Source organism: Microbispora sp. H10830 (assembly GCF_014161375.1).
Taxonomy (GTDB): Bacteria; Actinomycetota; Actinomycetes; order Streptosporangiales; family Streptosporangiaceae; genus Microbispora; species Microbispora catharanthi.
The window spans coordinates 556356-571697 of the sequence record NZ_JABBWX010000003.1 but is presented as its reverse complement, the minus strand read 5'-3'; the positions used below and the strand labels follow the sequence as shown (position 1 = coordinate 571697).

General features: G+C 72.1%; 14 protein-coding genes. 7 read left to right on the top strand and 7 right to left on the bottom strand.

The window, feature by feature from the left end; all coding sequences use genetic code 11:
• Positions 1-23: 23 nt before the first annotated feature.
• From map to HHX35_RS11845, 4 genes are all read left to right on the top strand, one after another.
• The gene (gene map / locus HHX35_RS11860) at positions 24-791 is read left to right on the top strand and encodes a type I methionyl aminopeptidase (RefSeq protein WP_182898856.1); all 768 of its coding nucleotides are present in this window, start codon (positions 24-26) and stop codon (positions 789-791) included.
• 51 nt (positions 792-842) lie between these two features.
• Complete coding sequence (locus HHX35_RS11855; protein WP_182898855.1) at positions 843-1481, top strand: LysE family translocator; 639 nt, start codon at positions 843-845, stop codon at positions 1479-1481.
• Between the two features lie 106 nt (positions 1482-1587).
• The gene (locus tag HHX35_RS11850; RefSeq protein WP_220505266.1) at positions 1588-2271 is read left to right on the top strand and encodes a VC0807 family protein; all 684 of its coding nucleotides are present in this window, start codon (positions 1588-1590) and stop codon (positions 2269-2271) included.
• Entirely contained in the window at positions 2268-3275 is a 1008-nt protein-coding gene (locus HHX35_RS11845) for a hypothetical protein (protein WP_182898854.1), read from the top strand. The genes HHX35_RS11850 and HHX35_RS11845 overlap by 4 nt, the downstream gene beginning before the upstream one ends.
• Here the strand turns inward: HHX35_RS11845 and HHX35_RS11840 are convergent.
• The 5 genes from HHX35_RS11840 to HHX35_RS11820 are packed head-to-tail and all read right to left on the bottom strand — an operon-like array spanning position 3263 to position 9538.
• Complete coding sequence (locus HHX35_RS11840) at positions 3263-4873, bottom strand: acyl-CoA synthetase (protein ID WP_182898853.1); 1611 nt, start codon at positions 4871-4873, stop codon at positions 3263-3265. The genes HHX35_RS11845 and HHX35_RS11840 overlap by 13 nt on opposite strands.
• An 18-nt stretch (positions 4874-4891) precedes the next feature.
• The gene (locus tag HHX35_RS11835; protein ID WP_182898852.1) at positions 4892-6040 is read right to left on the bottom strand and encodes a thiolase domain-containing protein; all 1149 of its coding nucleotides are present in this window, start codon (positions 6038-6040) and stop codon (positions 4892-4894) included.
• Between the two features lie 9 nt (positions 6041-6049).
• On the bottom strand, positions 6050-7075 hold the full coding sequence (locus HHX35_RS11830; protein WP_182898851.1) for a thiolase domain-containing protein: 1026 nt from the start codon (positions 7073-7075) through the stop codon (positions 6050-6052).
• Positions 7075-7989, bottom strand: a complete 915-nt coding sequence (locus tag HHX35_RS11825) for a Zn-ribbon domain-containing OB-fold protein (protein WP_182898850.1) — start codon at positions 7987-7989, stop codon at positions 7075-7077. The genes HHX35_RS11830 and HHX35_RS11825 overlap by 1 nt, the downstream gene beginning before the upstream one ends.
• A gap of 1 nt (position 7990) precedes the next feature.
• Positions 7991-9538: an acyl-CoA synthetase gene (locus HHX35_RS11820; RefSeq protein ID WP_182898849.1), complete on the bottom strand. Its 1548-nt coding sequence runs from the start codon at positions 9536-9538 to the stop codon at positions 7991-7993.
• Between the two features lie 211 nt (positions 9539-9749).
• Here HHX35_RS11820 and HHX35_RS11815 point away from each other — a divergent pair, with 211 nt between their 5' ends.
• The 3 genes from HHX35_RS11815 (at position 9750) to HHX35_RS11805 (ending at position 12804) form a co-directional block, all read left to right on the top strand.
• A complete protein-coding gene (locus HHX35_RS11815; protein WP_310739036.1) occupies positions 9750-10565 on the top strand; it encodes a crotonase/enoyl-CoA hydratase family protein in 816 nt (271 codons plus the stop codon).
• A 70-nt stretch (positions 10566-10635) separates the two neighbouring features.
• Positions 10636-12060 (top strand): serine hydrolase, encoded by a 1425-nt coding sequence (locus HHX35_RS11810; RefSeq protein ID WP_220505265.1) that lies wholly within the window; start codon positions 10636-10638, stop codon positions 12058-12060.
• Positions 12061-12084: 24 nt separating this feature from the next.
• Complete coding sequence (locus tag HHX35_RS11805; RefSeq protein WP_182898846.1) at positions 12085-12804, top strand: MerR family transcriptional regulator; 720 nt, start codon at positions 12085-12087, stop codon at positions 12802-12804.
• Positions 12805-12871: 67 nt separating this feature from the next.
• Here the strand turns inward: HHX35_RS11805 and HHX35_RS11800 are convergent, their stop codons facing one another.
• Together HHX35_RS11800 and HHX35_RS11795 are read right to left on the bottom strand one after the other, a co-directional pair.
• On the bottom strand, positions 12872-14065 hold the full coding sequence (locus tag HHX35_RS11800) for a damage-control phosphatase ARMT1 family protein (protein ID WP_182898845.1): 1194 nt from the start codon (positions 14063-14065) through the stop codon (positions 12872-12874).
• A 132-nt stretch (positions 14066-14197) separates the two neighbouring features.
• Positions 14198-15313 (bottom strand): nitronate monooxygenase family protein, encoded by a 1116-nt coding sequence (locus HHX35_RS11795; RefSeq protein ID WP_139578637.1) that lies wholly within the window; start codon positions 15311-15313, stop codon positions 14198-14200.
• Positions 15314-15342: the final 29 nt, after the last annotated feature.

Below are 15342 nucleotides of genomic sequence, written 5' to 3'. Positions count from 1 at the left end.
GTGCCACCCCGGGAGGGCATGTCATGGTGGAGATCAAGACCGACGCCGCGCTGGACGCGATGCGAGAGGCGGGACGCGTCGTGGCCCGCGCGCTCGACGCCGTACGGCGGGCCGCGGCCGTGGGAGTGCGACTCACCAACCTGGACGAGGCGGCGCGGGCGGTGCTGCGCGAGGCCGGGGCGAGCTCCCCGTTCCTCGGCTACCGGCCGCACTTCGCGCCGACCCCTTTCCCCGCCGTGATCTGCGTGTCCGTCAACGACGCCATCGTGCACGGCATCCCGACCGATTACCGGCTGCGGGACGGCGACGTGGTCGGCGTCGACTGCGGCGCGGTACTGGACGGCTGGGCGGCCGACGCCGCCGTCACGTTCATCGTGGGCACGCCTCGGCCCGGCGACCTGGAGCTCGTCGACACAACGCGCCGGGCGTTGGAGGCCGGCATCGCCGCCGCGACCGTGGGCAACCGCATCGGGGACATCTCGGCGGCGATCGGCGCGGTCGCCCAGAAGGCCGGGTACGGCATGCCCAGGGACTTCGGCGGCCACGGCATCGGCCGCCGCATGCACGAGGACCCGTCGGTGCCGAACCACGGCCGGGCCGGCCGGGGCTATCCCCTGCGGCACGGCCTCGCGCTGGCCATCGAGCCGATGTTCATCGCCGGAGGCCGGGACGGTTACCACACGGCGGCCGACGGCTGGACGCTGCACAGCGTGGACGGCAGCCGGGCCGCCCACATGGAGCACACCATCGCGATCACGGAGGACGGCCCCCGCGTGCTGACCCTGCTCTAGGGCGTGAAAATCCACGTGCCCGAACGGCGCGGTGTCCGTACCATCCGAGCCATGCCGACTCTGCCCACGCTCGCCCTGTTCGCGACCGCGACGCTGGCGCTGCTCCTGGTTCCGGGACCCGCCGTGCTCTACATCGTCACCCGCAGCGTGGCCCAGGGGCGTGCGGCGGGGCTGGTGTCCGTTCTCGGCGTCCACACCGGTTCGCTCGTCCACATCGCCGCCGCGGCGTTCGGGATCACCGCGCTGCTCGCCGCCTCGGCCACGGCGTTCGCCGTCGTGAAGTACCTGGGCGCGGCCTACCTCCTCTACCTGGGCGTCCGCAAGCTCGTGCGGCGGACGGAGGCGGAGGAGGCCGAGGTCAAGGTGGCCTCGCCCCGACGGCTGTTCGGCGAGGGGTTCGTGGTCAACGTGCTGAACCCGAAGACGGCCATGTTCTACCTCGCGTTCCTGCCGCAGTTCGTCGACCCGGCGCGCGGTCCCGTGGCGCCGCAGGTGCTCGTGCTCGGGGCCGTGTGGGTCGCGCTCGGCATGGCCAGCGACGGCACGTACGCCCTGCTGGCCTCGGTTCTGGCCGGGCGGCTGCGCTCCTCGGCGCGCGCCCGGCGGCGGCTCGACAAGGGCAGCGGCGTCGTCTACCTCGGTCTCGGCGCCGTGGCCGCGCTCGCGACCGAGGGTGCCAAGAAGCTCTGACGGCTACCCGGGACATTTGTACTGCCGCAATCGGGATCGCTGAATCTGCCCGGCTCCTCCGGTTTCCGAGACGCTTGACGCACACGGAGACGCCCTGGAGGAGCCGATGACCGAGACCCTGACCGCCCCGGTGAGAGCCGCGCAGCCCCGGCGGGGCACCCTCCGCACCTTGCTGATGCCGCTGGCGGTCGACGTCGCCGCGCCGATGGCGTGCTACTACCTCCTGCACGGCGCGTTGGGCACGAGCGAGGTCACCGCGCTGGCCGTGAGCGGCGTGATCCCGGCCGTCCGGGTGATCGCCGGGATCGTCAGGGACCGCACGCTGAACGGGCTGGCCGGGCTGACGCTGGTGGTCAACGTGGCGGGGATCGCGCTGAGCTTCGTCACCGGCGACGCCCGCATGATGATCGCCAAGGACTCGGCCCTCAGCGGCGTGATCAGCCTGTTCATGATGCTCTCGGCGTTCACCGCGCGCCCGGTGATGACCCCGGGCATGCGCGCGTTCATCACCCGGGGGAACCCGGTGCGGGAGGCCGCCTGGGAACGGCTCGCGAGCTCCACCCGGTTCCGCCGCGCCGAGCGCCGCTTCACCGGCATCTGGGGCGCGGCGATGCTCGCCGACTGCGTGGCCCGGCTGATCGGCGCGTTCACGCTGCCGGTTTCCACCATGGTCTGGCTGTCCAACGTGCTGCTGATCGCCGCACTCGCGGTGGGGCTCGTGGTCGCGGGCGCGTTCGGCTCCGGGCCGATCATGTGGATGATCAACAACGAGACGAGGGACGCGCGATGAGGGGCAGGGGCATCAACTACGACACCGGTTTCCTCCCGGGCGGGCACATCAGCCGGGAGACGTTCGACCCGGAGACGGTCCGCGCGGAGATGCGGGTCATCGCCGATGAGCTGCACTGCACCGCGGTCCGTATCACCGGCGGGCATCCCGAACGGCTCAGCGTCGCCGCGCGGCACGCCGCCGAGGCGGGGCTGGAGGTGTGGTTCGCGCCCTTCCCCTGCGAGATGACGACGCGGGAGCTCGCGCCGTACTTCCTGGAATGCGCCGAGCGGGCCGAGGAGGTGCGGCGCGACGGCGCGGAGGTGGTGCTCGTGACCGGGTGCGAGCTGAGCTTCTTCTGCGCCGGTTTCCTGCCCGGGGAGACCTTCTTCCACCGCATGGCCGCGCTCGGCACGGGGGATCCCGAGCTGTACGCCCGGTTCGCCGAGATCCCCGCGCGGCTGAACCCTTTCCTGGCGGAGACCGCCGAGGCCGTCCGCACGCTCTTCGGCGGACGGGTGACGTACGCCTCGGGCGACTGGGAGGACGTCGACTGGAGCCCGTTCGACATCGTCGCGGTGGACGCCTACCGCGACGAGCGCAACGCCGCGACCTACCGCGAGGAGCTGCGCTCCCGCTTCCGGTTCGGCAAGCCGGTGGCGGTCACCGAGTTCGGCACGTGCGCCTACACAGGGGCAGGCGCACGCGGCGGCATGGCGTGGGCCATCGTGGACTACACCGCGAATCCGCCCCGGCTGGACGGCGACTACCGCCGCGACGAGGGCGAGCAGGTCCGCTACCTGCGCGAACTGCTCACCGTGTTCGAGGAGGAGGGCGTGGACAGCGCCTTCTGGTTCACCTTCGCCGGCTACAACACGACGTACGACCCGGACCCGCGCAGCGACCTCGACATGTCCTCCTACGGGGTGGTCCGGCTGCTGAAGGACGGCGGCAGGGAACCGAAGGCGGGCGGCAGGGAACCGAAGGAGGTCTTCCACGCCCTCGCCGCCGCCTACTCCGGCTGACCCGCGGCCGGCTGAGATGCGACGGCGGCCACCTGGCCGGCCCACCGGTAGTCGGCCTTGCCCGCCGGGGAGCGGAGGATCTCCTCCACGAACGCGTAGGTCCGCGGCACCTTGTAGCCCGACAGCCGGGTGCGGCAGTGGGCGTCGAGCTGCTGCGCCGTGGGCGAGGTCCCGTCGTACGGCTGGACGACGGCCGCGACCCGCGAGCCCCAGCGTTCGTCGGGGATGCCGGTGACCACGGCGTCGAACACGGCGGGATGCCCCTTGAGCACCGCCTCGACCTCCTCGGGGAAGACCTTCTCCCCTCCGGTGTTGATGCACTGGGATCCGCGGCCGAGTATGCGGATCGTGCCGTCCTCCTCGACCGTGGCGAGGTCGCCGGTGAGCAGCCACCGGACGCCGTGGGCGTCGGTCACGAAGGTGCGGGCGGTCTTGTCCGGGTCGTTGTGGTAGCCGGACGCGATCCTGCCGGCCCTGGCCACGGTGCCGATCCGCCCCGAGCCCGGCTCGACCGGGGTCAGCGTCTCGTCCAGCACGGCGACGGAGGCGTTGGCGTTGGGCCGGTAGCGCAGGCCCGACTCCGGCGACGACCCGTCGACGGCGGACGCCGTGTATCCGGACTCGGTCGAGCCGAAGTTGTCGAGGATCATCCGGCCCGGCAGGAGCTCCTCCAGCCGGGCGCGTACGGCCCCGCTGAGGATCGCCCCGGTCGAGCTGAGCGCGAACAGCGACGACAGGTCGTAGGAGCCGGCGGCGATCTCGTCGGCGAGCGGGCGGGCCATCGCGTCGCCGGTGATGTTCAGGCTGACGACCTTCTCCCGCTCGATCGCGCGCAGCACGGCGGCCGCGTCGAACCTGCGGACGTACACCATCGTGCCGCCCATCCACCAGGCGATGAAGGTGCCCACCTGCGCGGCGCCGTGCATCAGCGGCGCCGCCGTCATCATGACGATCGGCGACGCCGCGCCGTGCGCCTGCTCGATCACCGCCTCGGGCGTCTTCAGCGGCTCGCCGTACGGGTTGCCGCCGCCGAAGGCGTAGAACAGGTCCTCCGACCGCCACATCACGCCCTTGGGCATGCCGGTCGTGCCGCCGGTGTAGATGACGTACACGTCGTCGCCGGACCGGGGCGGGAATCCCCTGCCCTCGGGCTGCCCCGCCACCGCCTCCTCGTACGGCACCGCCTCCGGCACGGCCGTGGGGCCGCCGACGGCGACGAGGTGGCGCAGCCCGGGGACCTGCGCGGCCACGGCCGCGACGCGGTCGTCGAACTCCACGTCGAACAGCAGGGCCCCGATGCCGGAGTCCCGGTAGAGATAGAGCAGCTCCGACTCGACGTACCGGTAGTTGACGTTGACCGGCACGGCCCGCAGTTTCAGCGTCGCCAGCAGGCCCGCGACGTACTCCACCCCGTTGTAGAGCTGCATGCCGACGTGGGTGCCGTGGCCGACGCCGTGCGCGGCCAGGTGGTGGGCGAGCCGGTTGGCGCGGGCGTCGAGCTCGGCGTAGGTCAGGCGGTCGTCGCCGCAGACCACCGCCACGCGGTCCCCGATGGCGTCGGCGAGCCCCTCGAAAAGATCGGCGTGGTTGAACTCCATCCGGCGGACCTCCCGCGCTCAGGGTTTACTGCTGCCGACGATCCACATCGCGAAGAACTGGGCGCCTCCGCCGTACGCGTGGCCGAGCGCGAGGCGCGCGCCCTCGACCTGGTGCTCCCCCGCCATGCCCCGCACCTGGAGCGCCGCCTCGGCGAAGCGGATGAGGCCGGAGGCGCCGATCGGGTTGGACGACAGCACGCCGCCGGAGGCGTTCCAGGGGGTGTCGCCGTCGAGGGCCGTGCACCCGGCCTCGGTGAGCTTCCAGCCCTCCCCCTCGGTGGCGAAGCCGAGGTTCTCCAGCCACATCGGCTCATACCAGGAGAACGGAACGTACACCTCGGCGACGTCGATCTCCCGGCGCGGATCGGTGACCCCGGCCTGGCGGTAGACGTCGGCGGCGCAGTCGCGGCCCGCCCGCGGGCTGACGACGTCGCGGCCCGCCACCATGATGGGCTCCGAGCGCATCGCCGTGCCGTGGATCCAGGCGGGCGTGCCGGTCACCTTGTCCTCGGCCGCGAGCACCATCGCGCAGGCGCCGTCGGACGACGGGCAGGTCTCCAGGTAGCGGATCGGCTCCCACAGCATCGGGGTCGACTCGACCATCTCCCGGTTGATCCCGGGGATGCGCAGGTGGGCGTACGGGTTCTTCAACGCGTTCAGCCGGTCCTTGACCGCGACCAGCGTGCCGATGTGGTCCGGCGCGCCCGACCTGCGCGTGTACTCCCTGATGTGCGGCGCGAAGTAGCCGCCCGCGCCCACGACGAGGGAGGCGTTGAAGGGCAGGTGCGTGGTCAGGGCCCAGGTGGCGTTCGACTCCGACTGCTTCTCGAAGGCGACCACCAGCACCCGCCCGTGCACCCCTGCCTGGACGAGCGACGCGCCGACCAGCGCGGTCGAGCCGCCGACCGAGCCCGCCGTGTGCACCCGCATCACCGGCTTGCCGGCCGCGCCGAGCGCGTCGGCGAGGTACGCCTCCGGCATCATCACGCCCTCGAACAGGTCGGGGGCCTTGCCGATGACGACCGCGTCGATGTCGGCGAACGTCAGGCCGGCGTCCTCGAGCGCCCGCAGGGCGGCCTCGCGGACCAGCCCGGCCAGCGACACGTCCCGCCGTCTGGTCTGGTAGCGGGTCTGGCCCACGCCGATGACGGCACAGCGGTTTCCCACGGCGACTCCCTACGCGGACGTTTCGAGCACGGCGACGAGGTTCTGCTGCAGGCACGGTCCTGAGGTGGCGTGCGCCACCGCGCGGCCGGCCGAGCCGTCGAGGATCCGCCGGGCCGCCTCGCCCACGCGGATCAGGCCGGTGGCCATGACCGGGTTGGCCGCGAGCGGCCCGCCCGACGGGTTGACCGTCACGCCGGCGGACAGGCCGAGCGCCTCGCGCAGGATCGGCTCCTCGTGGCTGAACTGGGTGTGGAGTTCCGCCACGTCGACCGGGCCCTTGCCCACCCCGGCCGCCCGGCCCGCGTCGGCGGTGGACACCGACCGGGAGAGGTCGCGCATGCCCAGGTAGTGGGGCTCGGCGCGGTGCGCGATGCCGGTGATCCAGGCGGGCCGCCCGGCGAGCTCACGGGCGCGGTCCCCTGCGGCCAGCACCACGGCCGCCGCCCCGTCCGTGACCGGCGCGACGTCGTACGGCCGCAGCGGCTCGACCTCGAACTCCTCCCCTGAAGGATCCGGCAGGTCGAGGGCGTACGGGTTGGCCCGGCCGTCCGCGCGGCTGCGCCGTACGATCTCGTCGAGCACGGCCCGGTCGGCGCCCGCGGCGGCGGCCTGCAGGGCGGCATAGGACACCTGGTCGAGCCCGAGCGGCGCCAGATAGTACGGGTCGAGCTGGAGCGTCATGATCTCCCGGATGTCCGACATCGACGACTTGCCGAAGCCGTAGACCAGCGCGGTGTCGATGTCGCCGTGCTGGAGCCGCACCCACGCCTCGTACAGCGCGAAGGCGCCGTCCATCTCGACGTGGCTCTCGCTGATGGGCGGCCAGGCGCCGACCGCGTCGAGGGCCGAGACGAACGAGAACGGCGCCCCGGCCAGGTAGTCGCACGAGCCGGAACACGTGAAGCCGAACCTCTTCAGCCCGGTCGCCCGCTTGACCTCGTCGATCACCGGCAGCAGCAGCTCCGGCTCGGCCAGCCCGGTGTCGTGGCCGGTGTGGACGGTCTGGGCGAAGGCGACGACCGCGACGTCCCGCATCAGGCACCACCTCCGCTTTCGTCGAGGTCGGCGTCCGGCTCCCCGGTCGGCTCGAACCACTTCACGTTGGTCATCGACAGCGTCCGCTCCTCGGGCGGCACCCACACGGCGCGCACCCGCATGCCCTGCCGCACCTCGTGCGCCGGCACCCCCCCGATCAGCGTGATCATCGGCGTGTCCGCGCCGTCCAGCAGCACGTACGCGGAGACGAACGGCACCTCGGGGGCCCGGGGGTCGGGCAGGTTGTTGATCGCGAAGGTGGTGACCGTGCCGGTGTCGGCGACCTCCACCTCCTCCTCGACGACCGAGCCGCACGCGGGGCACGACTCGCGGTAGGGCACGTAGACGGCGGCGCACTCGGCGCACCTGCCGCCGACGAACCTCCCGTCGCGCACGCCCTCCAGGAACCGGGTGAGCGCCCGGCCCGGCGTGACGCGATACTCGGCCCGCACGGGCGCGACGAGCGAGGCGACCTCGGGCAGGAAGCACTCGATGTCCGTGATGTGCCCGGTGGTGGCGGCCCGCCAGCGCGGGCGCACCCGCATGCCCGGCCGCAGCGCCTTCGGGCTCCCCGCGTCCACGGCGTGGACGAGGGCCGTGTCGGCGCCGTCGAGTCTGATCAACGCCCAGGCGAACGGCCGGTCGAGCGGGTGTCCGGGGCGCGGGGAGTCCACCCAGGCCCACGCCTGGACGGTCCCGGCCGGCCCGACCTCCACGTACTCCTCGGTGACCGGCTCGCCCGTGTCCGGGTCGTACTCCAGCGGCGGCACCAGCACCCGCCCCCCGGCCGTACGGACCCCGACGAGCCGCCGGTCGCGCAGTTCGGTGAGGAACCGCCCGATGACCGGCCCGGTCGTCCGGGTGTAACCCCCGGGGAACTCCAGGACGTGCGTCGCGACCAGGTCCTCGGACATGTCAGATGGCACGGTCCCTGCCTTCCCAGTAGGGGGCGCGGAGCTTGCGTTTGAGCAGCTTGCCGTTCGGCTCGCGGGGCATCTCGTCGATGAAGTCGACCACGCTCGGCCACTTCATGCGGGCCAGGCGGCCCTCCAGCGAAAGGACGATCTCCGCGGCCAGTTCCTGCCCGGGGACGGCGCCGGGCGCGGGCTCGACGACGGCCATGATGCGCTCGCCCCACTCGTCGTCCGGGATGCCGAAGACGGCCACGTCGGCCACCTTCGGGTGGACCATGAGCTCCTTCTCGATCTCGGCCGGATAGATGTTGGCCCCGCCCGAGATGATCATGTCGGCCTTGCGGTCGCAGAGGAACAGGAAGCCGTCCTCGTCCAGGTAGCCGATGTCCCCGACGGTGAAGTAATCGCGCAGCCGGTTGGCCGCGGTCTTCTCCGGGTCGCCCTTGTACTCGAAGGAGATGCCCATCTTCATGTAGACGGTGCCGGGCGTGCCCGCGGGCACCGGCGCGAGCTCGTCGTCCACGATCAGCAGCTCGCTGCCCGGCCAGGCCTTCCCGACCGTGCCCGGCCGCTTCTTCCAGTCCTCGGGAGTGGCGATCGTGCCGCCGCCCTCGGTGGCGGCGTAGTACTCGTAGATCACGTCGCCCCACCACTCCAGCATCTGCCACTTGACCGGCACCGGGCAGGGCGCGGCGGCGTGGATCATCCAGCGCAGCGACGACAGGTCGTAGGAGCGCCGCGTCTCCTCGGGCAGCGACAGCAGCCGCTTGAAGTGCGTCGGCACCATGTGGGAGTTCGTCACGCGGTGGCGTTCGCACAGGCGCAGGGTCTCCTCCGCGTCCCACTTGTCGATGAAGACAAGCGTGTGCCCCATGTGCAGCGCCGTACCGGCGAACTGGGTGACCGCCGTGTGATAGCTCGGCGACGTGACCAGGTGGGCGTTCGGCCGGCCCGGGGTCACGCCGAACAGCCGCAGCAGCCCCGTCATCAACTCGGCGGAGTCGTCGGGGTCGAGGCCGGTGAGCGCGCGCCGCACACCCTTCGGCCTGCCGGTGGTGCCCGAGGTGTAGTGCATGGTGGCCCCGGCCGTACGGTCGGGGGGTGTGCTGTCCGGCCTGCCGTCGGTCAGCTCGGCCACGGGCCGGAAGCCCTCGACCTCGCCGTAGGAGAAGCACCGGTCGGCGGCGATCCCGGCTTCCTGGGCGCCCCTGACCGCCTCCGCGGCGTACCGCTCGTGGGCGAAGAACGCGGCGGCCTCGCTGTCGGCGACGATGTAGCCGATCTCGGGCCCGGTGAGGTGCCAGTTGACCGGGGTGTAGTACCACCCCGCCTGCAGGGCGGCGAGGTAGAGCACGAGACCGTCCGCGCCGTTGGGCAGCAGGCCGCAGATGCCGTCCCCGGGACGCAGGCCCAGCTCGCGCAGGCCGTGGACCACGCGGTTGGCCTTGGCGAGCAGCTCGCCCGCGGGGTGCTGCGTTCCGTCGGGATCGACCGCGGCGATCCACGCCGGGTCGGCCTGCGCAAGTCTCCAGAAACCGAGTGAGCCCATATGCCAGCTCCCTTTATGGCCGCACTGCCGGGGCGTCCGCGGCGTGAGCGGCCCCGAAGTGAAGCACGCCGGCACGACGCTGACAAGACCTGGCAATGCGGAGCGACTCAGATGAGAATCGGTTCTAGTTCTTGCGGGCAGACTAACCCCGCACGCCATGTCTAACAAGCGTTTGATCGAACTGGTGACGCCACCCAGCTGGAGGACACCTGTGGAGCTCCTGCCCATCAGCACCCCGCACTGCCGGATCGAGCGCGACGGTCACGTGGTGATCGTCACGATGGACCGGCCCGAGGCCAGGAACGCGCTCTCGCAGGACATGCTGGTGGGGCTCGCCGAGGCATGGCAGTACATCTCGGACGAGCCGGAGGTGCGGGTCGGCATCCTCACCGGCGCGGAAGGAACGTTCTGCGCCGGGGCCGACCTCAAGGCCATGGGCACCCCGTCCGAGGACGAGCGGGTGCGCCGCCGTGCCGCCGAGATCGCCGACTACCACTGGAAGGGCCTGCTGCGCGATCCCGAGGCGCTGCCCGCCAAGCCCATCGTGTGCGCGGTCGAGGGGTACGCCGTCGCGGGCGGCACCGAACTGCTCGTCGGCACCGACCTGCGCGTCGCCGGCGAGAGCGCCACGCTCGGGCTGTTCGAGGCGCGGCGGGCGCTGTTCCCGATGGGCGGCAGCGCCGTACGGCTGCCGCGCCAGATCCCGTACGCGTTCGCCATGGACGTGCTGCTCACCGGCAGGGCGATCACGGCGGCCGAGGCGCTCGCGATGGGGATGGTCAACCGGGTCGTGCCGGACGGCCAGGCGCTCGCGGCGGCCCGCGAGCTCGCCGGCCAGGTGGCCGCCTGCGGGCCGCTGGCCGTCCAGGCGATCCTGCGCGCCTACCGCGAGACCCTGGGCATGCCGGAGGCCGAGGCCTTCAAGGTCTCCGACGCGATCGGCTGGCCGGTCATCGGCTCCGAGGACGCCAAGGAGGGCTCCCGCGCCTTCCGCGACAAGCGCCCGCCGGTGTACCAGGGGCGTTGAGGCGCTTCCCCGCGGGCGACCACTCCGTCTCTTGACCTTGCCCCAGGGTCAAGGTTCGACGATGTTCCGCATGAACGACAACGCGCTGCACACCGTAGAAGCCCAGATCCGCGAGCAGGCCGCCGCCTACTGCGCGTCCGCCGACGTCCCCGGGTTCGTCGCCGGCGTCCACCACGCCGGCGAGCAGGTCGTCGTCGCCCACGGCACCGCGAACACCGCCACAGGCGCCCCGATGCTCGAGGACACCGGATTCCTCTTCGGCTCCGTCACCAAGGTCCTGACCACCACGCTGGTCCTGCAGCAGGTCGACCGGGGACTGCTGGACCTCGACACGCCGGTGGTGAAGCACCTCCCCGACTTCGCCCTGACCACACCGGGCGCGGCGGACAAGATCCTGGTCCGGCACCTCATCTCGCATACCAACGGCATCGACGCGGACCTGTTCTTCCCCGACGCCAAGGGCCGCGACGCTCTGAAGAGCTACGTCCACGGCCTGGCGAGCGGCTGCGGCACGCTGTTCGAACCCGGCGAGCGGCTCAGCTACAGCAACGGCGGCATGATCGTGGCGGGCCGTCTGCTGGAAGTGGTGACCGGCACGCCCTTCCCCGAGCTGCTCGAGCGCGACGTCTACGCACCCGTCGGCATGAAGAACTCCAGCACCTCGGCAGAGCAGGCCATCCTTCGCAGCACGGCCATCGGTCACTTTCCCGATCCCGAGACGATGGCGACACGGCCCACAGGCATGTTCATGCTGCCCGACACCTGGGGGCCGGCCGGCGGCACACCGACCGGCACCATCGCCGACCTGCTCGCCTTCGGGCGCACCCACCTCGCGGGCGGTCTGTCCCCATCGGGCGCACGTGTCCTGTCGGCCGAGTCGACCGCGCTGATGCAGCAGGTCGCGTACGACATGGCGACCCCGAACGTCCCGCCGATGGGCCTGGGCTGGGTGCGGTACCCGTTCGGCGACACGACCGTGCTCGCCATGTCGGGCGCGTCGCCCGGCGGCGTGTCCATCCTGTGCGTCGTCCCCGAACACGACCTGGTCTTCGCCGCCTTCGGCAACACTCCGGGGGCGATCGTGCTGCACGACCAGCTCCTGCAGCGGCTCCTGAGCGAGCGTCTCGGCGTCCGGATCCCCACTCTGATCACCGAATCGGAACAGGACGTCGACCTCACCCCCTACGTGGGCACCTACCGCTCCAACCAGCTCCGCATCGACGTCCGCGAGGTGGACGGCCAGCTCGAGGAGCGGACGACGTACGAGCCGGCGGACGAGTCACAGGAGCGGATCTTCACCGAGTTCGCCGGTGGCACGACCTCCGCCCCGCCGCAGCGCTACGTGCCGATCCGGCCCGGCCTCTTCGCACCCGCCGGATATCCACTGGAGACGTTCGACGGATACCTGCGACTGCTGCTCGTCTCCTATCACGACCTCGGCGACGGCCGAGCGCGTTTCCGCAACGGCGGCGGCCGCCTGACCCGACGGGCGTGACCGTCCGGTGAAAGGATGTCCAGCATGATCACGATTGGCCGGCTCGCGGACTACGCCGGAGTGACCATCAAAACCATCCGCCACTACCACGAGCGCGGCCTGCTCCCCGAGCCCGGCCGCGACTCGTCCGGCTACCGGCGCTACACGGCCGAAGACGCCGTCAGCCTCGTCAAGATCAGGACCTTGGCTCAGGCGGGCGTGCCGCTGGCCCGCATCAAGGACCTCCTCGACGCCGACCCCGACGCGCTCACGGCGGCCATCGCCGAGATCGACCGCGACCTCCACGACCGCGTCGCGCAGCTGCGGCGAACCCGCGAACAACTCGCCCAGCTGCGCGGCGGCGACCGGCTCTTCGTCTCCCCGGAGGTCGCCGACCATCTCGACGATCTGCGCGAATCAGGCGTGAGCGAGCGTCAGATCCGCCTGGAACGCGACGGCTGGATCCTCATGCAGACCGCCTCACCCGAGGACGCAGCTCTGTGGATCGCCGAGAAACGCGAGCTCATGACCGACCCCGAGTTTCGCGCTCTCTACCTCGAACACGACGCCGCCTACGACTGGCCGCCGAGTGATCCCCGCCTCCCCGCCCTGGCGGACCGTACGCGGAACTGGTTCGCCGGGCACCGGAACCGATCCGAGACCCGGCCCGTCCACAACCCTGCCGTCGCCCGGTTGGCCGTGCGGACCCAGCCCGGAGCCTCATCCCCGGCGTGGGACCGGCTGGCCCGTCTCATGGAAGGCTAGGAGCGTGTCCTGAGCGCGGCGCCGGCGGACGAGAAGGCCGGAGCACGCGGACGGATCCGGCAGCCGGTCAGGGGCGGGCCTGGACCATGGCGTGGGTGCCGGTCGTACGCCATGGGCGGCCGGCCGCGTCGAGCTCCGCCAGCGTGCGCTCCGGCACGCCGACGAGCGCGTCCGACTTCAGCGTGCGCAGCGCGACGACCGGCCCGGGGAAGTAGGCGGTGACCGCGGCGAACGGCGTGGTCGCCGGCCACATCCGGTCGCCGACGAGCCGCCGGTAGTTCAGGTCGCCCTTCATGACGGTCAGCGAGGCCGACGCGAACTCCTCCCGCAGGTCGTCCGGCATCTCCGCGTAGGGCAGCGGCGCGCAGGCGAAAGGATGCGCCCGCAGCGTGAGGCGTCCCTCCTCCATCGCGCCCCACAGTCGGGCGCCCGCCTCTCCGGCCCTGCCGGGCGCCGCGGCGAGCCGCCGCAGGCACGCGAGCACGTCGGCCGGGGTGGCGTCGGACACGAAGTAAGGGAAGGGCTTGACGTGCAGGACGACCTCGCCCGCGAGCCCGCCGGCGAGGAGGTGGTCGGCCAGCACGAGGTCGGGCAGCAGTTCGCGCCCCGCGTTGTCGGCGACCAGGCAGATCCTTCCCGGTGCGGCGGCCTCGATGAGCGACCACAGCAGCGGGCGGTCGTCCACCACCAGGTCCGCCGCCCTCTCCCGGTCGCCCTTGAGGGTGACGCCGAAGGACAGGTCCGCGCGGTTGCCCCAGAGCGAGCCGAGCAGCAGCGCATCGGCCCGCTCGGCCGGGGAGAGCGCCGCCGTCCCGTCGAGCGCCGCCAGCTCCCCGTCCACGACCGGGCCGTCGAGTTCGGCCTGTTTCATGGGGCCGAACGGATCGACCCCACGCCACGGGCCGTCGCCGAAGTATCCGGTGGCCTCAAGCAGCTTCCGGTAGAAGTAGCTCTCCCCCCACAGGAACGGCACGTCGACGTAGCGGCGGCCGAGCTTGCCGCGTCCCCACTCGGCCCAGGCGGCGCCGTCGTGCGCCGACGGCTCCAGCGGCTCCATGACGTCGCGTACGACCTCGTCGAGCAGCCGGTCGAGCGCGCGCCGCCGGTCAGGCGGGTACGGCAGCGCCCGCGCGACCTGGCGGACGAGGACCGGATGCCGCTCCCTGAAGACGCTCAGAGCATAGGAGCCGGGGACGTTCCCCCTGATCGGCGGCGGGATGGGCGGGGCCTCCGCCACGGTCTCGTCGCGGGCACCACTCATCCCCGGCATCCTCCCTCGGCTCGCGGAACTGCACCGCCAGTAAATCGCAGCGGCCGAGCGACCGAGGGAGGCGGGGCGGCGGGCGGCAGGGGTGGGTGACCGGGTGCGCGAGGGCCCCCGCCGCTCGCGGCGTCACCCGTCGCCGGTGATGCGGCCGAGGCGCTCCATGGCCTCGATGTACTCCTCCACCATCTCGAAGACGACCTGTCTGGCCGGCTTGACCTGGTTCATCGCGCCGATGATCTGACCGGCTGGGAACGTGGCCAGCTCGGTCGCGTCCGATCTGCCGATCCGCCGCAGCGCGTCGGAGATCAGCATGAACTGCAGCGGCATCGGCAGCGTGCCGGGCGACTCGGCCGACTCCCACGCGTCGGTCCACTCGTTCTTCAGCAGGCGGGCGGGCTTGCCGGTCCAGCTCCGCGACCTGACCGTGTCGCGGGAGGTGGCCGCGATGATGCGCTGCCGCACGGTCTCGGAGGTGTCGGCCTCCTCCACGGCCAGCCAGATCGAGCCGGTCCACACGCCTTCGGCGCCGAGCGCCATGCCCGCGGCCATCTGGCGGCCGGAACCGATGCCGCCCGCGGCCAGGACCGGCACGTCCACCGCGTCCACCACCTGCGGGATCAGCACCATCGTGGAGATCTCTCCGGTGTGGCCGCCCGCCTCGGTGCCCTGCGCCACGACGACGTCCACACCGACCTCGACCTGTTTGATCGCGTGGCGGGGCGTGGAGGCGAGCGCGGCCACCTTCACGCCCTTCGCGTGCGCCTGCTCCACGACGTCGGCGGGCGGCGGGCCGAGGGCGTTGGCGAGCAGCGCGATGGGATGCCGGAGCGCGACCTCGACCTGCGGCCGCGCGGTCGCGTCGGTCCAGCCGAGCAGCACCTTGCCGGAGTCGGAGCCGTCCAGCGGCGGGACACCGTGCCGGGCCAGCAGGTCCTCCACGAAGGCCCGGTGCCCCTGCGGGATCATCCCCTGCAGCCGCGCCACCAGTTCGGCCGGGGAGTCCACGTCGAGGTCCGCGCCCTCGTAGGAGGCGGGCATCACCACGTCCACGCCGTACGGACGGCCGTCCACGTGGTCGTCGATCCACTTCAGCTCGATCTCGAGCTCTTCCGGGGTGAAGTACAGGGCGCCGAGCACCCCCATGCCGCCGGCACGGCTGACCGCGGCGACGACGTCCCGGCAGTGGCTGAACGCGAAGACAGGGAACTCGATACCGAACATGTCGGTGACACGTGTCCGCATGCCTCGAACCTACGACGGCTCTCAGCGAA